This window comes from Rheinheimera mangrovi, from assembly GCF_003990335.1.
Taxonomy (GTDB): Bacteria; Pseudomonadota; Gammaproteobacteria; order Enterobacterales; family Alteromonadaceae; genus Pararheinheimera; species Pararheinheimera mangrovi.
The window spans coordinates 1,584,791-1,605,784 of sequence record NZ_CP034683.1; the positions used below are offsets into that span (position 1 = coordinate 1,584,791).

General features: G+C 47.0%; 19 protein-coding genes. 13 read left to right on the top strand and 6 right to left on the bottom strand.

Annotated features, from left to right (window positions below; all coding sequences use genetic code 11):
* The 6 genes from EK374_RS07245 to pseB form a co-directional block, all read right to left on the bottom strand.
* On the bottom strand, positions 1 to 555 hold the full coding sequence (locus EK374_RS07245; RefSeq protein ID WP_127021503.1) for a GNAT family N-acetyltransferase: 555 nt from the start codon (positions 553 to 555) through the stop codon (positions 1 to 3).
* Positions 556 to 705: 150 nt separating this feature from the next.
* Positions 706 to 1,770 carry a pseudaminic acid synthase gene (gene pseI, locus EK374_RS07250; RefSeq protein WP_127021505.1) on the bottom strand — a complete coding sequence of 355 codons (1,065 nt, stop codon included), beginning with the start codon at positions 1,768 to 1,770 and terminating at the stop codon, positions 706 to 708.
* 26 nt (positions 1,771 to 1,796) lie between these two features.
* Complete coding sequence (pseG, locus tag EK374_RS07255; RefSeq protein ID WP_127021507.1) at positions 1,797 to 2,885, bottom strand: UDP-2,4-diacetamido-2,4,6-trideoxy-beta-L-altropyranose hydrolase; 1,089 nt, start codon at positions 2,883 to 2,885, stop codon at positions 1,797 to 1,799.
* A complete protein-coding gene (gene pseF, locus EK374_RS07260) occupies positions 2,879 to 3,577 on the bottom strand; it encodes a pseudaminic acid cytidylyltransferase (protein WP_127021509.1) in 699 nt (232 codons plus the stop codon). Before pseF ends, pseG begins: the two co-directional genes overlap by 7 nt.
* A 3-nt stretch (positions 3,578 to 3,580) precedes the next feature.
* Entirely contained in the window at positions 3,581 to 4,744 is a 1,164-nt protein-coding gene (gene pseC / locus EK374_RS07265) for a UDP-4-amino-4,6-dideoxy-N-acetyl-beta-L-altrosamine transaminase (RefSeq protein WP_127021511.1), read from the bottom strand.
* Positions 4,741 to 5,742 (bottom strand): UDP-N-acetylglucosamine 4,6-dehydratase (inverting), encoded by a 1,002-nt coding sequence (pseB, locus tag EK374_RS07270; RefSeq protein WP_127021513.1) that lies wholly within the window; start codon positions 5,740 to 5,742, stop codon positions 4,741 to 4,743. Before pseB ends, pseC begins: the two co-directional genes overlap by 4 nt.
* A gap of 240 nt (positions 5,743 to 5,982) precedes the next feature.
* Here pseB and EK374_RS07275 point away from each other — a divergent pair, with 240 nt between their 5' ends.
* The 13 genes from EK374_RS07275 (at position 5,983) to fliM (ending at position 20,992) form a co-directional block, all read left to right on the top strand.
* Entirely contained in the window at positions 5,983 to 6,780 is a 798-nt protein-coding gene (locus tag EK374_RS07275; protein WP_127021515.1) for a flagellin, read from the top strand.
* A 136-nt stretch (positions 6,781 to 6,916) separates the two neighbouring features.
* Positions 6,917 to 8,368, top strand: coding sequence for a sigma-54 dependent transcriptional regulator (locus tag EK374_RS07280; protein WP_127021517.1), 1,452 nt, complete (start codon positions 6,917 to 6,919; stop codon positions 8,366 to 8,368).
* Between the two features lie 122 nt (positions 8,369 to 8,490).
* On the top strand, positions 8,491 to 9,612 hold the full coding sequence (locus EK374_RS07285) for a sensor histidine kinase (protein ID WP_127021519.1): 1,122 nt from the start codon (positions 8,491 to 8,493) through the stop codon (positions 9,610 to 9,612).
* Complete coding sequence (locus EK374_RS07290; protein WP_127021521.1) at positions 9,599 to 10,954, top strand: sigma-54-dependent transcriptional regulator; 1,356 nt, start codon at positions 9,599 to 9,601, stop codon at positions 10,952 to 10,954. Before EK374_RS07285 ends, EK374_RS07290 begins: the two co-directional genes overlap by 14 nt.
* Positions 10,955 to 11,188: 234 nt before the next feature.
* Positions 11,189 to 11,530 carry a flagellar hook-basal body complex protein FliE gene (gene fliE / locus EK374_RS07295; RefSeq protein ID WP_206099301.1) on the top strand — a complete coding sequence of 114 codons (342 nt, stop codon included), beginning with the start codon at positions 11,189 to 11,191 and terminating at the stop codon, positions 11,528 to 11,530.
* Between the two features lie 17 nt (positions 11,531 to 11,547).
* Entirely contained in the window at positions 11,548 to 13,266 is a 1,719-nt protein-coding gene (fliF, locus tag EK374_RS07300) for a flagellar basal-body MS-ring/collar protein FliF (RefSeq protein ID WP_127021523.1), read from the top strand.
* A complete protein-coding gene (gene fliG, locus EK374_RS07305) occupies positions 13,259 to 14,293 on the top strand; it encodes a flagellar motor switch protein FliG (protein WP_127021525.1) in 1,035 nt (344 codons plus the stop codon). The genes fliF and fliG overlap by 8 nt, the downstream gene beginning before the upstream one ends.
* Positions 14,294 to 14,315: 22 nt before the next feature.
* Positions 14,316 to 15,119: a flagellar assembly protein FliH gene (gene fliH, locus EK374_RS07310; RefSeq protein ID WP_127021527.1), complete on the top strand. Its 804-nt coding sequence runs from the start codon at positions 14,316 to 14,318 to the stop codon at positions 15,117 to 15,119.
* 42 nt (positions 15,120 to 15,161) lie between these two features.
* Positions 15,162 to 16,499, top strand: coding sequence for a flagellar protein export ATPase FliI (fliI, locus tag EK374_RS07315; protein WP_127021529.1), 1,338 nt, complete (start codon positions 15,162 to 15,164; stop codon positions 16,497 to 16,499).
* Between the two features lie 3 nt (positions 16,500 to 16,502).
* On the top strand, positions 16,503 to 16,943 hold the full coding sequence (gene fliJ / locus EK374_RS07320) for a flagellar export protein FliJ (RefSeq protein ID WP_127021531.1): 441 nt from the start codon (positions 16,503 to 16,505) through the stop codon (positions 16,941 to 16,943).
* A gap of 121 nt (positions 16,944 to 17,064) precedes the next feature.
* Positions 17,065 to 19,203 (top strand): flagellar hook-length control protein FliK, encoded by a 2,139-nt coding sequence (locus tag EK374_RS07325; protein ID WP_127021533.1) that lies wholly within the window; start codon positions 17,065 to 17,067, stop codon positions 19,201 to 19,203.
* A 160-nt stretch (positions 19,204 to 19,363) separates the two neighbouring features.
* Positions 19,364 to 19,891 (top strand): flagellar basal body-associated protein FliL, encoded by a 528-nt coding sequence (gene fliL, locus EK374_RS07330; RefSeq protein WP_127021535.1) that lies wholly within the window; start codon positions 19,364 to 19,366, stop codon positions 19,889 to 19,891.
* A 12-nt stretch (positions 19,892 to 19,903) separates the two neighbouring features.
* Positions 19,904 to 20,992, top strand: a complete 1,089-nt coding sequence (gene fliM, locus EK374_RS07335) for a flagellar motor switch protein FliM (RefSeq protein ID WP_127021537.1) — start codon at positions 19,904 to 19,906, stop codon at positions 20,990 to 20,992.
* Positions 20,993 to 20,994: the final 2 nt, after the last annotated feature.

Below are 20,994 nucleotides of genomic sequence, written 5' to 3' on the forward strand. Positions count from 1 at the left end.
TTAATTCCGGATAAAGGTTGCGAATTTAGCGGCGGCTTGCTGGTGTGCCTGCGGTATTAAAGTCATGGCCACCATATCCTCTGAAGGCTGCACCGCATCGGCTTGATACCCCAATTGTTCGTTAAAGCGTAAAGCTGCATTATTACTGCTTTTCACCACAGCTTTCAGCGTTTTAACCGCCAGCTGTTCAAAAGCATACTGGTTTAGTGCTAAGGCGGCAAAAAAAGCCAGTATAGTACCGCGGTATTTGGCTTCACCTAAATAAAAGCCTGCTTCTAAGCTGTCACATTCTGCCACAGCCAAAGCTGCAGGGCTTTTTAAATTACAGGCTCCAACCTTCTGGTTTTTATAATAAATTACAAACTGCATTTGGCGTGGATCAGAGGATATACGTTCAAACCAGCTTTGTTGCCGCTCTGGGCTAATTTCACTTTGATCCAGCATTTGGCTGCTGACTTCCGGGCTATTGCGCCAGATCAGTACTTGTGCCAAATCATCCTGCTGCAAAGGTTTTAATACTACATTAAAGGCGCTGATATCTTCTTTATGCCACATTACTGCACGGCCTTTTATGATGATTATTCCATCTGCACCGAGGTGTCATTGGACGGGCGGGGGCAAGACCCATCTGCACCGCGGTGTTATTAGGCGGGCGGGGACAAGCCCCGCCCCTACAATTTTGTTTTTGACAGCCATGGTTTAGCATCAAACCAAATCCCAGCTCATCGCTGTGCCTCGGGCCACATCTTTAGTCACTGTTTTACCTAAAAGCATCGGCAGATATTTAGGTGGCAAACCTAAACCTGGCCGGATAGCGCGTAAGTTTTCAGTAGTGAGCGTATCGCCTGCTTTTAAATCGGCAGCGATATACAAAGAGCGGCGGTGTTTACGTGAAGCTATTTCTTTTTCAGTGCAGCCATAATTGACCTGACCCAAGGCTACTTTAGCTTTGGCGGTTTCTTCCACCAGTTGCTTAAGCTCGTTCGGTTCTAAGGAAAACTCGGCATCGACGCCACCTTCGCTTCTGTCGAGCACAAAGTGTTTTTCAATCACAGTGGCACCTAAAGCCACGGCAGCAACAGAGACACCAATACCCGTGGTGTGATCCGATAAACCAGCCTGACACTGAAACAGCTGAGCTAAATGCGGAATAGTCAGTAAATTGGCATCGACAGGACGGGCAGGGTAGTTGCTGGTGCATTTAAGTAAAATTAAATCTTTACAGCCGTTTGCTCTTAGCACTTCCACCGATTCAGCCAGTTCTGACTGACTGGCCATGCCGGTTGACATAATGACTGGCTTACCGGTTTTCGCCACTGCCGCCAACAGCGGATGGTCGATATTTTCAAAAGAGGCGATTTTGTAGCAAGGCACATCCAGCGATTCTAAAAAATCCACTGCTGTTAAATCAAAAGGGGTGCTGAACGCCAGCATGCCATGGCTTTTGGCGCGCTCAAAGATGGCTTGATGCCAGTCCCAGGGGGTGTAGGCAATCTCATACAGCTTATACAAAGTCGTACCATGCCAGAGGCTGTTTTTATCTTCGATATAAAACTCGCCTGTGTCTATATCCAGCGTCATGGTGTCCGCTGTGTAGGTTTGTAATTTAATGGCCTGAGCGCCAGCCGCTGCAGCTGCGTCTATCATGGCCAGAGCTTTATCCAGCGACTGATCGTGATTGCCGGACAGCTCAGCAATAATCAAAGGTGGATGAGAAGGCCCTACTTTATACTGGCCTAACTGAATATCCTGAAAAGCTGCGTTGCTCATCTTTGTGTTCCTGTACTGCTAAGGCCTTAATGGTCGGCCTGAATTTCGTGGCTAAGTCGCTCTACAATAGCAGCACAACCGCCGCCTTGTGGTACCAGTTTTCCAGCTTTGTCTGACATTATTTCCAACCGCTCTGGATTATCCAGCAGTTGCTGTATTGCGTTGGTTAATTGTGTAACTGTGAGATCTTCGCCACGCCCAAGATAAGCACAAACCCCGGCTTCAACCAAAGCTAATGTACTGGCGACCTGATTGTCCGCCAAAGTGACCACCAAAGCAGGTAAGGCCAAAGCACAGCGCTCCCAATGGGTAGAACCGCCGGCACCAATCATTAAAGTGGCTTTGCTCATCAACTCTGCCATATGCGGGGTCTGAATACGCAAAGTCAAACGCAGGTCGTCAGCGCAAAGGTGTTCAAGTTCTGCTTTGTGCGGATTTGCAAGTCCTATCACAATATCGGCAGCAAAGTCGGTTTTCTGAAGTTGCTGTAAGGCTTTTATCGTCTTACTGGTTAAATTCAGCTCATCTGTGCCACCGTAAAAGACTAAAAATTGTGCAGGTTGTAGCTGGGCAGTGCGCTGATACAGGCCAAACTCTGGGCGCAGCAAGACATAAGCAGGGCCTAACCATAAGTGAGCTTCGGGGTTGACCAGCTTTGTGTAACGACTGTGCATATCCGGATAAAGATTTTGATCCAGCAAATAGTCACATTGATGGGCTCTGTTGGCTAAATCATCAATCACCAAAAGCTTTTGGTAAAAACCTGCCATGACCAGCTCGAAAATGCTGGATAAAGCGTAATGATCAATCACCAATAAATCCACTGGCGCTTGCAATTGCTCACTCAGTTGCACTGCATCCTGCTGTTCTGTCACGCCGAGCCAGGCGGCATAACCACTGGCTTGGGTCTGTACAGGTTGTGGCAGTGCGATGACATCAAACTTCTGTTCGCGCAGCCATTCAATTGCATGCCCTGGATGAGCCCGGCAGGCAAACTGTACTTGCCAGTCCGATTGCTGCAAGGCTTTGGCTAAGGTCAGGCAACGCATCAGATGGCCTGAACCTATCACTGCTGAGGCATCCACACGAAACAAAGCGGTTCTGCGTTTTAGCATGTTTGCTTTGACAACAGTTGATGCAACAGCTCAGCGCGCAGCCAGTCCTCTGCAGTATCTATATCCTGCACTAAATGCTGTGGCAGCTCATATAGATAAGAACTGGCTGAAAACACCGCTTTGGCATCCAGCCAGCTTTGGCTGCGACCACAATAGAACTGACCTGCGTCATGAAAAGTTTCAGCTAAGTCCTGTGAGCGTTTTGGGATAGATGCGGGATCAACAGCCTGAACTCTGCCTTGTTCAGTACGATATAAAGCGCGCTGAATAGGAAAACTAAAACGGCAGCCTGAGAACACATAATCCAAAGCGGGATCTTGTTGTAATTGGAGCATGGCCTCTTTTAGCATCTGTGGTTGAAGCAAAGGTGCTGTGGCATAAATACAAGCGACTAACTCAGGTTTCAAATGTTGCTGCAGTGCCCAGCTGATCGCATGGCGAACTACAGCTGAGGTGCCTGTGTGATCGTCAGCTAACTCTGCAGGGCGGATAAAAGGAACTTTGGCACCAAAACGTTCTGCGACAGCTGCAATTTCAGTATCGTCTGTAGATACCCAGACTTCATCAAAAGCGCCGGATAACAACGCCGCTTCAATAGACCAGCCAATCATAGCTTTTCCATTAAAGTCTTTAATGTTTTTACGCGGAATTCGTTTACTGCCGCCGCGTGCCGGAATAATGGCTAATCGCATCCGTTACTCCTTGCAGGCATCCTTTATTGCCAAATTTAGAGCTAAAGCAACCTGTTGCTGCTGCTCTGCGGTTAAATCAGCATACAAAGGCAAACTGATGATCCTGCTGTAAAAGACTTCCGCTTGCGGAAAATCGCCCCAATTAAAGCCCAGTTTCTGATAATAAGGCTGGGTATGAATAGGGATGTAATGCACATTCACACCAATGCCAGCAGAGCGCAGTGCTTCAAAGATGGCTAAGCGGCTGTTTTCGTCATGCAATTGAATAATATACAGATGCCAGGCCGATTGCCCGGTCGGGCTGTCATCCGGCAGATCCAGAGGTAAATCTTGCAGCAGGTTGCGATAACGTTCTACAGCCTCAATGCGTTTAGCGACAAAAGCATCAAGCTTTTTCAGCTGGCTTAAACCCAATGCAGCTTGTAGGTCTGTCATACGGTAATTCAGCCCTAAATCTACCTGCTGATAGTACCAGGGGCCGTGGCTGACTTCGGCCATATCGTCCGGATTGCGGGTAATACCGTGGCTGCGCAACAGCTGCATCCGGGCAGCCAAAGTTAAATCTTTGGTCAAAGCTGCACCACCTTCAGCTGTGGTGATGATTTTTACCGGATGAAAACTAAAGACGGTGACATCACTAAACTGGCAACTGCCAATTTTTTGTTGCTGATAACTGCCGCCTACAGAATGGGAGGCATCTTCAATAATACGAATACCATAAGGCTGGCATAACGTAGCTATTTGCTGCATGGCGCAACTATGTCCGGCCAGATGCACAGGGATCAGAACTTTAGGTAAGGTGTGAGTTGCGGCCGCCTGTTGTAGTTTGGCGGCTAAGGCCTTTACCGACATCAGGCCAGTTTCAGGCTCTACATCGACAAAATCAACAGTGGCACCACAATACAAAGCACAGTTGGCAGAGGCGACAAAACTGATAGGGCTGGTCCAGACTCTGTCACCCGCTTTGACATCCAAAGCCAAACAAGCGATATGCAACGCAGAGGTGGCGCTATTGACTGCCACCGCATAAGGTACCTTGCAATAGCTGGCCAATGCCTGCTCAAAAGCCGGCACAGCAGGGCCCTGGGTCAAAAAGTCTGATTTGAGCGTCTCTACTACGGCCTGAATATCTTCAGCGCTTATGGATTGTCTGCCATAAGGGATCATAACATCGCGTCTCTGTTGAAACTTTCCAGCTCTTCGAGAGTTAAAAAGTGCGGATTTTTATCTGATACATACTCAAATCCTGGCTGAACCAGTTTGCCATGTTCTTTTAATGCATTAATGGTGAAGTCATTTCCGCGATTGTAAAACTGGATAGAAGGGGCTATCACATAGTGGTCGTCATATTCATAGGTGTTGTACGACATATCACCAGGACACATCATTTCATGTAATTTTTCCCCAGGGCGAATACCTACTTCTTTGATAGGTAAATCAGGTGCTATGGATTTCGCTAAATCAACAATCCGGATAGAAGGGATTTTTGGTACGAATATTTCACCGCCCAGCATACGTTCGAAATTCTTTAACACAAAGTCGACACCTTGCTGCAGGCTGATCCAAAAACGAGTCATCTCCAGATGGGTGACAGGCATGTGGTCTGTGCCTTTTTGTTTTAACTGCTCAAAAAACGGCACTACCGAACCCCGGGAACCAACCACATTGCCATAACGCACTACGGAAAAACGCGGTTTACTACCGCCAGAAATGTTATTAGCTGCAACAAATAGTTTGTCTGATGCAAGTTTAGTGGCGCCATATAAGTTGATCGGGTTTGCAGCTTTATCTGTCGACAGAGCTATAACCTTCTGGACATTATTTTCAATAGCTGCATTGATCACATGCTCGGCACCGTTGATATTGGTTTTAATGCATTCCATTGGGTTGTATTCAGCGGCAGGCACCTGCTTCAGCGCTGCAGCATGAATGACATAATCTACACCACGCATGGCACGAATTAAGCGTTCCTGATCCCGCACATCACCAATAAAATATCGCATGCAGGGTGCATTAAACTTTTGCTGCATTTCGTATTGTTTTAATTCATCTCTGGAGTAGATGATAATTTTATTGGGTTTGTAGCGCTCTAATAGGGTTTGGGTGTATTTATTGCCAAAAGAACCAGTGCCACCTGTAATAAAAATATTTTTGCCATCAAACATAAGTGCCCCTGATGCGTCATAGATATGACGGTCAAATTGGTTCTTTACCCACTGTAACAAACCTTAGCATAATTTATTCCATTATTAAAAACTCCTTCTTAAATAGGCGCTTAGCGCGGTATCGACCAGAAGTGGTTTTGCTGCCTAAAAAAAGTACATTTTGAATGTTGGGGGGCTTAGACATTTTGCGGTAAACTTCTAACATAGCTAGCCCATTCGGGAATTGCCTGAGGTAGTCGTATGAAAGTCAGTAACTCCTTTACCAATGAAAATCAGTTGAAATTCAATTCTAATGAATCTGAAAATCTGCTGAAAAAATTAGCCACAGCCCGGCGTATTAACAGCGCTGCTGATGATGCTGCAGGATTACAGATAGCCAACCGCTTAACTCAAAGTGCGAATGCCTCTGCTCAGGGCACTCAGAATGTATACGATGGCATATCTTTAGCTACTGTGGCCGATCAAGGCTTGCAGGGCGTAACAGACAATCTGAACGAAATGGGCCGTTTAGCTGTGCAGGCTGGTAGTGGCATTTTAACTGCTTCAGACCGTCAGGCTTTGCAAAAACAAGCTGATGCCTACTCAGCCAGTATTCAGGACCAGATTAAAAATACTGAATTTGCCGGTATCAAGCTATTTAATCAAGAAGGTACTGTTCCTGTGGAGACAGGTAATGGCAGCATTGGTATCAAAACTCAGGATTTATCAAGTCGTTTAACGGACTCAGGTGCTTTTAGCATCGACTTATCATCTGCTGAAAGTGCTCAGGCTTCACTGAAATCAATTCAGAGTTCTGCACAAGTGGTGGATAACAACAGAACCGATTTAGGCGCGACCATTAACGCCTTGCAGTCTACTGCCCGTAATCTTCAGACTCAGAATGTAAATGAGCAGGATGCCATCAGCCGTATTCAGGATCTGGACTATGCCAAAGCGGTATCAGAACAAGTGGCTGCCGGCGTTCGTGAACAAGCGTCTTTGTCAGTGGTCAGTCAGGGTCGAGTGTCTCAACAACAAGCCTTAAAGCTGTTAGCTTAATCAGCACTGAAAATGTGTTCTGACTCTATTCTAAAACGCTATTTTTTTGACAGCAGTGTCAAAAAAATAGCGTTTTACCTTGCAACCTCAGACAAGCTTTGTAGAATGAGTAAAAAGCAATAAAAGTCTGAGTCTTATGACCACCAAGCTCTATATTCTGGATCAGCAGGAACAACGCACCTCTCGTTTAGGTGCTGTGCTTAGTTTTATTTCTGAAGCTTATCAGCAATTGAATTACCATGAGTTAGACCAGCATTTAGATGCAGGTTCTCAAGCCGTCATTTTACTGGGCGCTTTATCCAGTCAGGATCATGAACAACTGATCCGCCGTTATCCCGCTTGTGCATTTTTATTGCTGGGTGAAACCCTGAAGCATCATTTAGGCTTGGCCAATGTGGTTGGCCTACTGACAGAACCTTTTTCTTACGCGTCTTTTACTCAATTACTACGTGACTGTCAGGAATATCAGCGCTTATTGCCAGGTCAGAAAGGTCAGTGCGAGCAATCCCGTTTTATAGGGATGGTCGGACAAACTCAGGCCATGCAACAAGTACGTTTCTTAATTCAGCAAGTGGCCAAAACGGATGCCAATGTATTAATTCTTGGTGATTCAGGCACAGGTAAAGAAGTAGTCGCTCGCAATATTCATGTGTTATCCAACCGTCATCAGGGGCCTTTTGTGCCACTGAACTGCGGTGCTATTCCGGCAGAACTGTTGGAGAGTGAGCTGTTTGGTCATGAGAAAGGTGCCTTTACCGGTGCTATTTCTACCCGTAAAGGCCGTTTCGAGCTGGCGCAGGGCGGTACGCTGTTTCTGGATGAAATTGGCGATATGCCTTTGCCGATGCAGGTCAAGTTATTAAGGGTGCTGCAGGAGCGGGTTTATGAGCGGGTTGGCGGCAGTCAGCCTATTCGTGCTGATGTGCGTATTATTGCTGCGACCCACAGAGCTCTGGAGAATATGATTGAAGAAGGGCGCTTTCGGGAAGACTTGTTTTATCGCCTGAATGTGTTTCCTATAGAAACCCCGGCGCTGCGTGACAGAAGCGACGATTTACCTTTGTTGGTGCAGGAACTGATTATCCGCACTGAGCAGCAAGGCCATGCCAAAGTGAAGTTTACCGAGCGTGCACTTGAAAGCTTAAAGCTGCATCCGTGGCCTGGCAATGTTCGTGAGCTGGCTAATCTGGTTGAACGAATGGCTATTATGTTCCCCAATCAGGTGGTCGATGTGGCTGAGTTGCCACAAAAATACCGTCATCTGGAAGTGGATACCTATGTGCCTGTCTATCCGGATGCATTACTGGAGAGGGATGCTATCAATGAATTGTTCCAAAGTTCTGAGGATGAAGATGAATCCTCACAAGAGCTGAATTTCACTCAATCCGGTAGTCTTGAGTTATTACCTGAACATGGCATGGATTTAAAAGAGTTTTTAGCTGAACTGGAAGTTTCCTTAATTACTCAGGCGCTGGAGCGGCACGAGTATGTGGTGGCAAGGGCTGCAGATATTCTTTGTCTGCGCCGTACTACGCTGGTTGAAAAGATGCGGAAATACAATTTAATGCGGGATGAGAATCAGGCTTAATTGCGTGGTTGTCAAAAAAATGACCTGTTAACTTGCTGATTTTAAAGTTATTAAGTCGATTTTGAATTGTGGCATGTCTTGTGCATTTGAATGGCTAGTGTCAATTCATTTGCGAAGACGTTATGAGTACAGCCAAAGCTTTTGCTTATGTTGCAACAGTTGAAAAAAAAGTGCAGCCAGATAGTGCTACACCTGCTGCAACTGCCATTCATACGGCCCGTCAGGCCCGTCGTCTACAGCATTTAGTTAATAACCTGCCAACAGCCGTCATAGTGCTGGATGAACGTGGTTATGTGGCTGAAGCCAATCCTGTTGCTATTTCCATGTTGGGTGAACCTTTAGTTGGTCAGCGCTGGCTGGATGTGATAGCCCGGTCATTCCGGCCCCGCAGCGATGATGGTATGGAAGTATCTTTACTGGATGGTCGCAGAGTAAAACTGGCTATCAGTTCGTTAGAGCCTGAAGCCGGACAGCTCATTGTTTTAACAGATCTGACGGAAACCCGTCAGTTGCAAAGTCGTCTGGCCCATCTGCAGCGTTTATCCACCCTTGGCAAAATGATGGCATCGCTGGCACATCAAATTCGTACGCCTTTATCTTCAGCTTTGCTGTATGCCCAGAACTTAACCAGTCCCAAATTGAATCCAAACTCACGTGAGCAGTTTCAGCACAAGCTGGTCGCCCGTCTGGTGGATTTAGAACAGCAGGTCAATGACATGCTGTTATTTGCCCGTGCAGGGCGTGAACAACAGGTGGAGCCTTTATCCTTGCAGCGCCTGCTAAGTGAAGTGTTTGCCGGAGTTGAAGCTTTGGTGGAGCAACAGCAAAGCCAGATCCAGATTCAATTACCAGAGCCAGACGTACAAATTCTGGGAAACCCCCGCAGTTTAGCTGGCGCCATCCAAAATTTAGTGCAAAACAGCATGCAAATTATCGGTCAGGGCGCTGTGCTAAAGCTCGAAGCCCGTTTAGATAAGGTTAATCCGCAGCTGGTGATGATTGCGGTTGAAGACAATGGTCCCGGTGTACCAGAGCATTTACAACAACAAATTTTTGAACCCTTTTTTACCACCCGCAGTCAAGGCACAGGCCTTGGTTTAGCCGTGGTGCAGGCTGTTGCTCATTCTCACAATGGCTCTATCCGCTATTGCGCTTCAGAATTGGGTGGCGCCCGTTTCGAATTATTGTTTCCCGTCTATGTGCCTGTCACAGCAGGTCAGGAGTTAAGTTATGCAAACAACTAGTATTTTGGTCGTTGAAGATGATGCCGGCTTACGCGAAGCATTGTGTGACACGCTGGCTCTGGCGAATTATCAGGTGGTGCCAGCCCAAAGTGCTGAGCAAGGCTTGCAGCTGTTAAAAGATCATAAAATCTCTTTGCTGATCAGTGATGTGCAAATGGGCACTATGTCAGGTTTAGATTTACTCAAGACGGTGAAGCTGAATTACCCTTCTTTACCTGTGTTGATGATGACGGCTTACGCTAACGTCAATGATGCTGTGGTCGCTATACGCAATGGCGCTGTCGATTATCTAGCTAAACCTTTTTCACCTGAAGTGCTGATCAATATGGTCAGCCGCTATGCCTTAGGGGCTGAAGTCGCGACTATTGAACCCGTAGTTCATTCCGAGCAGGGCAAACAACTGGTGAAATTGGCCGCAAAAGTTGCCCGTTCTGATGCCAATGTGCTGGTGCTGGGCCCAAGTGGATCAGGTAAAGAAGTGCTGGCGCGCTATATACACCAACAAAGCGGCCGTCCTGATGGTCCTTTTGTCGCTATTAACTGTGCCGCTATTCCGGAAAATATGCTGGAAGCTACCTTGTTTGGTTACGAAAAAGGGGCCTTTACCGGTGCTATTCAAGCCTGTCCCGGCAAGTTCGAACAAGCTCAGCAAGGCACTATTTTGCTGGATGAAATCAGTGAAATGGATTTAAACCTGCAGGCGAAACTACTGCGGGTGTTGCAGGAACGTGAAGTAGAGCGTTTAGGTGCACGCAAAACCATTAAATTGGATGTGCGGGTGATAGCCACCAGTAACAGAGATTTAAAACAGGCTGTGGCTGAAGGTAAATTCCGCGAAGATTTGTATTATCGTCTAAATGTGTTTCCACTGACCTGGACAGCTTTGGCAGAACGTCCGGCTGATATAGTGCCGCTGGCAATGCACTTGTTAGAACGGCATTGTCGTAGCACAGGTATGCCGCAGCCCAGCTTAAGCTATGCAGCCCAGCACAAACTGATGCAACACTACTGGCCTGGTAATGTGCGTGAGTTGGATAACATAGTGCAACGTGCTTTGATTATTTGTGATGGTGATCAAATTAATGCGGCCGATATTCTGCTCGAATCCGCACCCAATATGCTAGATAGCATGCCTGATGCGCCTGTAGCTCAGGCGGGCGATCTGGATGTCAGCGTATTTAAATCTGAAATTTATGAGCAGGAACACCGTATTATTCTGGAAACCATGCGTGCCTGCGCCAATAGCCGCAAAGAAGTCGCTGAGCGCCTGGGTATTAGCGCCAGAACTCTAAGATATAAATTAGCCCGGATGCGTGAGTCCGGTATACAGTTACCTGCCTGAACCCTAGGGTCAGAGCCAAGGCTCTGGCCCTTTTTTTACTTCCTTCCAGTTAGAATTCCAGCCCTTGTATAACCCTCCTTTATGGGTTTTAAGTGGCTGTTTTGTACCGATATTTTTATCTCCCTTTTAACGCTTGCGGGATCAGTGTCAAGGCTCTGACCCTAAATACTGGCACGATCCCTGCTTCACCTCTATTAATCGTAGTAATAGCAATATTTTGACAGGTCACAGCAGATGAACATTCAAGGTCAAGGTCATAGTCTTTATCAGGAACTTCAATCCCTCGCTTCGCAAGTCCAGAGTGTGCCTTCAGAATTTAGCATTCCGGCTCTGCCTGAGCAAAATACTAGTCAATCCGACTTTTCAGCCATGCTCAAAGGTGCCTTGGACAAGGTGAATGGTCTGCAGGGCGAAAGCCGCCAACTCAGCACTGCTGTTGAAATGGGCGATCCAAAAGTGTCTTTAGCGCAAGCTATGCTGGCAGGGCAAAAAGCCTCTTTGGCCTTTGAAGCTACAGTGCAGGTGCGGACCAAGTTGGTCGAAGCTTACAAAGAAATTATGTCGATGCCGGTCTAAGGCGAGGGGAATAACAAGTGGCAGAAGGTACCTCAACTGAGCTGGCAATATCGTCAGATGACTTTGGCAGCAGTACTCCAGTGCAACAAGAGCAGAAATCCGGCTTTCTTGGCTCTATGGGCGGTGGCATGGATATGGTGCGACAAATCAGTCTGATTGTCGCTTTAACCATTTGTATTGCATTAGCTGTACTGATTATTTTATGGGCGCGTGAACCCGATATGCGGCCTTTGGGCACTTTCGAAACCAAAGAGTTGATTGAAACTCTGGACTATCTGGATGGCCAAAAGGTCGACTACAAGCTTGAAGGTCAGGTGGTGATGGTGTCTGGTAAAGAATATCAGGACATTAAACTGAAGCTGGCCCGGGCAGGTTTACAGCAGGAACAAACCACAGGCGATGAAATACTGATGCAGGACAGTGGTTTTGGTGTCAGCCAGCGTTTGGAGATGGAGCGCTTAAAGCACAGCCGCGAACAACAACTTGCCCGTACTATTGAACAATTTCAGAGTATTGCCACAGCACGTGTGTTGCTGGCTATTCCAAAAGAGAATATTTTTGCCCGCCGGGAAAAACAACCTTCAGCCACTGTGATGGTGACGGTCAGAGGCGGTAAAAGCTTAAAAGAAGGTGAAGTGGATTCCATCGTCGATTTGGTGGCTTCTGCAGTGCAAGGTCTTGAGCCAAGCCGTGTTACTGTAACGGATCAAAATGGTCGTTTACTCAACAGCGGCTCACAGGACGCTTCCTCTGCCCGTAGTCGCAAAGAATACGAAATGGAACGCGCCCGTGAAGAAGAATATCGTCAGAAAATTGACTCCATTTTAATTCCAGTGCTGGGAGTCGATAACTACACGGCTCAGGTCGATTTATTGATGGATTTTACTGCTGTTGAACAAACCCAAAAACGCTTTAACCCGGACTTACCTGCAGTACGCAGTGAAATGAGTATTGAGGAAAACAGTGTTGGCGGTGGTTTAGGTGGGATCCCTGGTGCTTTAACTAACCAGCCACCGTTGAACAGTGCTATTCCAGAACAGGCCGTTGGAGCAGATGCGGCTAAATCTGTAGTGCCAGGCCGTAATACCAAAGAAATGACCCGCAACTATGAGTTGGATACCACCATTAGTCATTCAACTCAGCAGTCTGGTTTAATCCGTCGTATCAGTGTCTCTGTTGCTGTTGATTACTTACCTGGTACTACTTCTGCTGACGGCACCGTAACTGAACCACAAATCCGCTCTCAGGCTGAAATTGCTAATATTCGGCGTTTATTGCAAGGCGGCATTGGTTTTGATGTGCAACGGGGCGATACTATAGAAGTAGTGTCCGTGCCTTTTGCCCGCAGTGTCATGGTTGAAGCCATAGAACCACCGATTTATGAACAGGAGTGGTTTGCCCGTGTACTTAAACTGGTGATGGGTACCCTGATTATCATAGTGCTGATAGTAGCTGTGGTTCGCCCAATGCTGAAGAAACTGATTTACCCAGAAGATACGCAGGAAGTTTATGATGAATCTTCATTAACCAGCGGCCTGGATCTGGGTGATGAAACCATGGATATGTTAACTCGTGAGTTTGATTCGAAATCTGTTGGTTTCGCTGCAGATGGCACTTTGATGCTGCCAGACTTACATGGTGATGAAGATCTGTTAAAAGCGGTTCGTGCCCTGGTGGCGAATGAGCCTGAATTGTCCTCACTGGTCGTTAAAAATTGGTTAGCCGAAGATGAGTAATGTTGAAAACATCAAGCCGGGTTTTGACGTAGGCAAATTAGATGGCGTGGAAAAAGCCGCCATCCTGTTGCTGAGTTTGTCAGAAGAGGATGCCGCGCAGATATTAAAACACCTTGAGCCAAAACAAGTGCAAAAGGTCGGTATGGCAATGGCGCAGATTGACGATCTGAACCAGGCTAAAATTTCTGCTGTACATAAACTTTTTATCGAACAGATTCAGAACTTCAGTACCATAGGCTTCCAGAGCGAAGACTTTATCCGCCGTGCATTAACGGCGGCTTTAGGCGAAGAAAAAGCCTCGAACCTTATCGACCAGATTATTCTGGGTGGTGGTGCCAAAGGTCTGGATTCCCTGAAATGGATGGACTCGAAGCAGGTGGCGAATATCATCCGCAACGAACACCCGCAGATCCAGACTATTGTATTGTCTTATTTAGAGCCGGAGCAGTCGGCCGAAATTCTGTCTCAGTTCCCGGAAAAAGTGCGCTTAGACTTAACCATGCGTATAGCCAACCTTGAAGAAGTTCAACCTGCAGCATTGCAAGAATTAAACGAAATTATGGAGAAACAGTTTGCGGGTCAAGCTGGTGCTCAGGCCGCGAAAATGGGCGGCTTAAAAGCAGCGGCCGATATCATGAACTACCTCGATACCAATGTTGAAGGTCAGTTGATGGATGCGATTCGTGAACACGATGAAGAGATGGCGCAACAAATTCAGGATCTGATGTTTGTCTTCGAAAACCTGCTGGATGTGGACGACAGAGCCATTCAAACCATACTGCGTGAAGTACAGCAGGATGCCTTGATGAAAGCACTGAAAGGCGCTGATGGCGACTTAAAAGAGAAAATCCTGAAAAATATGTCCAAACGTGCGGCTGAACTGCTCAATGACGATCTTGAAGCCATGGGCCCGGTTCGGGTTAGTGAAGTGGAAGCGGCACAAAAAGATATACTGTCAGTGGCTCGCCGTCTGGCAGACGCCGGTGAAATTATGTTAGGTGGTGGTGGTGGTGAAGACTTCCTGTAACAGGATGCTGGAGTAAAGCTGTATGACCATGGATCCTTTTCGTACCAAACAACCTTTTGCGCCAACGGATGAGTTGCTGGAGTTGCTCAAACGTTGGCCCAGCCCTGACCTCAGCAGTGACAAGAAGGCGCCGCCAGGTAAAACGAATGCGCTGAATAAAACGCTGCCATTACAAAAGGCCACAGCGGCTGAAGTGGACGAAGAAGCGCAACTGGCAATCAAGCCTTTGACGGCGGACGATATTGAACAAATTCGTCAGGCCGCTTTTGAAGAGGGCTTTGGTCAGGGCAAAGAAGAAGGTTTTTCCAAAGGTTACGAAGAAGGCCGTGAACAAGGCACTGCTGATGGTATAGCCCATGGTCAGGCCGAAGGTAAAAAATTAGGCCTGGAACAAGCTGCTGAAGAGATTGAACAGAAGAAGCTGGAGCTGGCTACTTTGCTGGATCAACTGCAGCAGCCTTTATTGCAAGTTGATCAGCAGGTGGAGCAGCAACTGCTGCAACTTTGTCTGGCAATGGCGGAAGCTGTCATTGCGGTCGAATGCAAAACCAACTCACAGGTTATTTTAAAAACTTTGTCCGATGCGACCTCTGTATTGCCGCTGCAAACCGAACATATACTGATCAAACTTCATCCAGAGGATGTAGCCATAGTTGAACAGCATTTCAGCGCCGAGCAATTAGCCGAACGGCACTGGCAACTGCGCTCAGATCCTGCAATTGAACGTGGTGGTTGTTTACTGGAAACACCACTGTCTTCGATGGACAGAAGTATAAAACACAGATTGCAAAGCAGTCTGGAGCATTTCTTGCATTCTCCTGATTAATATCAAGTCCTGCTTTGGTGCAGGCTGTGTTTAAGGAGTTTTATGTCGTCGTCACAATTAGCCGCCAATCTAAAGCAGCAGCTGCAGCACATTCAGAAAAGCAGGCCGAATCTGGCTGGACGGTTAGTCCGGGTAGTCGGCTTGACTCTGGAAGCTACAGGCTGCACCGCGGCTATAGGTCAGACTTGCCATGTGGAAACCGCATCAGGCCAGCTTTTTGCTGAAGTGGTAGGATTTGCCAATGACCGCATTTTTCTGATGCCTAAAGATGACGTGTCCGGTGTAGTGCCCGGCGCTAAAGTGACCCCGCTGAATGACTTTAAAGGAGTGCCTTTGACTATGGCATTGCTGGGGCGGGTTATTGACGGTGCGGGTAAACCACTGGATGGCAAAGGCCCTATTTTAAGTCAGGAATTTGGCGGCGCGAAAAAACCTCCTATTAATCCATTACAACGTCAGCCTATTCATGCACCGCTTGATGTCGGCGTGCGTGCTATCAACAGCATTATTACTGTCGGCAAAGGTCAGCGTATGGGGTTGTTTGCCGGTTCTGGCGTAGGTAAGTCTGTGCTGCTTGGCATGATGACCCGGGGTACTGCAGCTGATGTGATCGTAGTGGGGCTGGTGGGTGAGCGGGGCCGTGAGGTTAAAGAATTTATTGACGAAATTCTGGGCGAGGAAGGTCGTAAGCGCTCGGTGGTAGTTGCTGCTCCTGCCGACGTATCGCCCCTGATGCGTTTAAAAGGCTGTGAAACTGCAGTGCAGGTTGCTGAGTATTTCCGCGAGCAGGGACTGGATGTATTGCTGCTGCTCGATTCCATCACCCGTTATGCACAAGCGCAGCGCGAAATTGCATTGGCTGTGGGTGAGCCGCCAGCGACCAAAGGTTATCCACCTTCAGTATTTGCCAAATTACCGGCGCTGGTTGAACGGGCGGGTAATGGTGCTGTTGGTCAGGGGTCCATTACTGCTTTTTATACCGTACTATCTGAAGGCGATGATTTACAAGATCCTATTGCTGATGCGTCCCGCGCTATTTTAGATGGTCACATAGTTCTATCACGTCAACTGGCGGACAGTGGCCATTTTCCGGCCATCGATATTGAAAAATCCATCAGCCGGGTTATGCCGGCAGTCACCAGTATGGAACATCAAAAGCTGGCACGTGCTGTCAAACAGCTGTATGCCTCCTATCAGCAAAGCAAAGATCTAATTTCTATTGGCGCTTACGTCAAAGGAGCAGATCCGCAACTTGACGCGGCTGTGACTCTGATGCCAAAAATCCGTGGTTTTTTACAGCAGGAAATGAAAGAGGTTGTGCCTTATGACGAAAGTCTGACGCAACTGGATAAACTTTTACCTGCACATTTGGGACGATAAGTTATGGCATTGGCGCAACTTCAACTGCTGGTCAAAGTACAGCAGGAAAAAGAAGATAAGTTACAGGCTCAATACAGAGCCGCACTACATAACTATCAGTCGATGCAACAAAAGTATCAGGGGCTGGCGGATTACCGTATCGAATACGTACAGCAAACCCAAAGCCGTGGTCAGGAAGGTATGGCAAGCCGGCAGTTTAATCAGTATTTAAATTTCATCGGCAAACTTGATGCGGCTTTAACGGCGCAACAACAGTATGTGCAACAAGCCAAAGCCAATGCCGATCAGCGTTTAGCGCAATTGCTTGCGATGCAAAAAAAGCGTAAGGCCATGGAAATATTAATTGAACGTGAGCTGACTGAGATACAGCGTAAGGCAGATAAACAGGAACAAAAAATGTTGGACGAAATTGCCACACAGCAATTTTTCCGCAGAGTCAGTTAAGTGTGGCGCGTATTTTGTATGTCTTTTCTATTATGTCGTGCGTGAAGTGATTTTGTCTGCATTGAGCAGGCTAATAACAACAGCAGCAATTAAACGTCTTGCACCAGGACCGGAGTGACCGATGGCTGAATTTTTATCAATGACACTGCTAAATGCTGAGCCTGTGCCAGCAGCAAAGCCACAAGTTATGCAGTCAAATGACGGAGCATCAGAACCTGATCAAAGTTTCGCTGCCACTCTGGCTACTGAAGTGAATGGGAAACACCCGGAAAAATCTGCAAAATCTTTAGCTAAAACGCGGCAGAATAATGCCTCCGACAGTGCCGATAGTAAAGGGGCTACTATTGGGCAAGGAACAACCTCCTCTGATGTGAAAAATGATAACCCCAAATCTGTGAGCTCCGCAGAGGTTGACGCCGTTGACGAAGACGTTCTGTTATCCGCAGGATCGGATTCAGGCTTAGTGCAGAATGACAAAGATGAAGCTGAGCAATCACACTGGTTAAACTTACTAGAAAAAGCAAAAAGTTTGCAGCAGCGCTTAAGCAAAACTGACTCTGATAATAAAGATGCTGCAAAAGAGGCCGCTGCTGTTTCTGCCGCTGTTGTCGTACAGGAAACGCTGACTACAACAGAGCACAATGACAAAGCTAAGGCTCAGACCATCTTAGATACTCAGAGCATCAGGTCAGACAAAGCAAAAACCGGCGAACAGAAAGATGGTTCCATTGTGCTGGATGAAAAGCTGTTGACGGATCAAGGTGATGTTTCACGCCTGACTGCTGAAGAATTAAAAGCGATAAAGTCGCTCGCTCAGACGGGCAACACTGTTGCAGGAAAAAACCAGACTGCTGATACGGCGTTAAAACAAACAGCAACGTCAGAGCCTGAATTCGCTGTATCAGAAGCCAAAGAGAAAATTACAGCGACAGACAAGCTACAGTCAGGTGTGCAGAAAGATACAGGACCTGATCAAAGCAAGACCACGGCTCATATCGAAAAACAGTTGAAAGCTATGGAGCAGACAGCACAAACTGCGCAGTCTGCTGAGGCGGAAAAGCCGCTAAAGGTTGCAACTGAAACAAATCTGGGGAATCAGGCAGAAAAACAACCCAAGGTTACAGCTGAAACCAGTCTGGGGAATCAGGCAGAAAAACAACCAAAGGTTACATCTGAAACCAGTCTGGTAAATCAGACAGCAAACCCAATAAAAGCAAAATCTGAAATAAAGCAGTTTAATCAGCCAGAAAAAACGCTACAGGCAATAACAGAGACCGATAAGCTAAATCAGGCTGAACACGCAGCCGAAATGCCGGGATCTACAACAGCATCCAGCCAAACAATACTGCAGTCTGAGCCGGCGCGCGCAGTACCAAAAAGCAATGCAATAGTTACTCCTGACAGTAAGATTGTAACTGAATCTGAATCTGAAACAGTCATAACGCCAACAGTAATGGCAGAGCCAAAAGTCTCAGTGCAGGCACAAAGTGCAGCGGCATTAATTGCTCCTGCAGCACAACAAGCAAAAGCTCCGGCGACAGAAGCTAAAGTCACTACTGAAGAAGTATTAAAGCAAGTCCAGTCTGGTGCACTGACAACGCAAGGAGAACAAGGCGCATCGTCCTCTTCTTCTGGCGAACCTTCGCAGCAGGGCTCAGCCGAAACTATTTTGACTGTGACTGAACAACAAAAAGGCAGTCATACTCTGGCGACAGATACGAACTCATTTAGCAATCAGCTGAAATCCAGCCTGGAAAAAACCAGTCAGGCTATTTCAGTATCAGGCCGTGAAATGGTTTCCGAAGCTAGTCAAAAACAAGTCGATCAGTTGGGGCAGAAGCTGAATCTGATCCAGCCTGAAGCGTCGAATCAGTTAAAAGAAAAAATGCTGATGATGGTGAAAGACAAGGTGCACACCGCTGAAATTCGTTTAGACCCCTCCGAATTAGGCTCAATGCAGATCAAAATTAATCTGCAGCAGGACCAAATGTCTGTGCAGTTTACGGTTCAGCAAGGCAATGCCAAAGAGCTGATGGAACAGCAAATGCCAAAACTAAAAGAATTATTGCAGCAGCAAGGCATTGAATTGAGTCAGGGATCGGTACAACAGCAAAACCAATCGTCTGCAGGTCAGGAAGGTGGACGTCGTGCAGCAGGTGGAAATAGTACAGTTACGGCGTTGAACGCTTCTGACGAGACTGTTGATCCTGTGCTGTTGCCAACAAAAAACTCTGACCGCGTAGTGGATTATTACGCCTGAAAATACTTCAGGCATTGGGTCAATATTGCAATAAATGAGACTGTAGCTCTGTTGTATCAGTTCAGAAGGGTAGAAAAGCAGCAGATACACAGTTAGAGATTGCCTTTGATGAATGCCGAGGTCAATAATACGGCTTCATCACAGTGGATAAGGAATAAAAATGGCTGCGGGTAAAGACTTAGAAATTGGTGAAGGCCATGCAAAGAAGAAAAAACTGATCATCATCATTGGTGGCGTTGTGGTGCTGGCCGTTGTTGCTGTCGTGGCGGTTTTTATGATGTCAGGTGGTTCAGCTGAACCTGCGCCTGCTGAAGCTGGAGCAGCTGAAACTGTGGTCGCGACAGATCCAAATGCTTTGGCTGCCAAAGGGACAGCTATGTATGTCAGTATGCCGCGGCCTTTTATTTTTAATGTACCAGGTGCAAGTAAAGACCGTCTGGTGCAGATTAAAGTGCAGTTGTTAGTACGTGGCAGTAATAATGAAGAAACAGCCAAAGTACATATTCCTCTGCTAGAAAGCACCTTGTTACGTATCTTCAGTGCCAGTAATGCTGAAGAGTTAATTACTGTTGAAGGTAAAGAAAATCTTAAGAAAAAGGCACTAAAAGAAGTGCAGGAAGCCTTAACTGGCGTGGCTGGCAGTGATGTAGTGGAAGAAGTACTGTTCACTGGCTTTGTGATGCAATAAGAGAGCAACAGCTTGACTGATTTATTGTCCCAGGACGAAATTGACGCGCTACTGCATGGTGTCGATGACGTAGAAGAAGAAGAGGTCGAGGATAGTGGCGACGGTCGCGGGCGGTCTGCGACTGAATATGACTTTTCCTCGCAGGATCGTATCGTACGTGGTCGTATGCCCACGCTCGAAATGGTTAATGAACGTTTTGCCCGTCATATGCGGATCAGTTTGTTTAATATGATGCGCCGTACCGCCGAAGTGTCAATTAACGGCGTGCAAATGATTAAATTTGGTGAATATGTTCACACCCTCTTTGTTCCAACCAGTCTGAACATGGTGCGGTTCCGTCCGTTAAAAGGCACAGGCTTGATTACCATGGAAGCCCGTCTGGTGTTTATTCTGGTGGACAACTTCTTTGGTGGTGATGGTCGCTATCATGCCAAAATTGAAGGCCGCGAATTTACTCCGACGGAACGCCGTATCATCCAGATGCTTTTAAAGCTTATCTTTGAAGATTACAAAGAAGCCTGGGCTCCTGTGATGGACGTGTCCTTTGAATACCTGGATTCAGAGGTCAACCCTGCTATGGCCAACATAGTCAGTCCAACAGAAGTGGTTGTTATTAGTTCATTCCACATTGAGCTGGACGGTGGTGGTGGTGACTTCCATGTAGCCCTGCCTTATTCAATGCTGGAACCTATCCGCGAATTGCTTGACGCTGGTGTCCAAAGTGATAAAGAAGATACTGACTTACGTTGGAGTAAAGCGCTGCGTGACGAAATTATGGATGTGAAAGTGGATCTGACGACCAAAATGCTGGATGTAGAGGTGACACTGGAACAACTGATGAATATGCAGGCTGGTGATATTATTCCGGTGGAAATGCCAGATCACATTACGGTATTAATTGAAGATTTACCTACCTATAGAGCCAAATTGGGACGCTCCCGCGACAATGTTGCCCTAAAAATTATTGAAAAAATTAAACGACCTGAATCCGTTAAATCAGAGATGCATGTGTTCACTAAGGGCGGACGTCGCCTGGACAGCGATGCAGATATCAGTGAGCTGGAAGCGGATTTAAACTTATCTGAACGTGTGGAGAGATAATC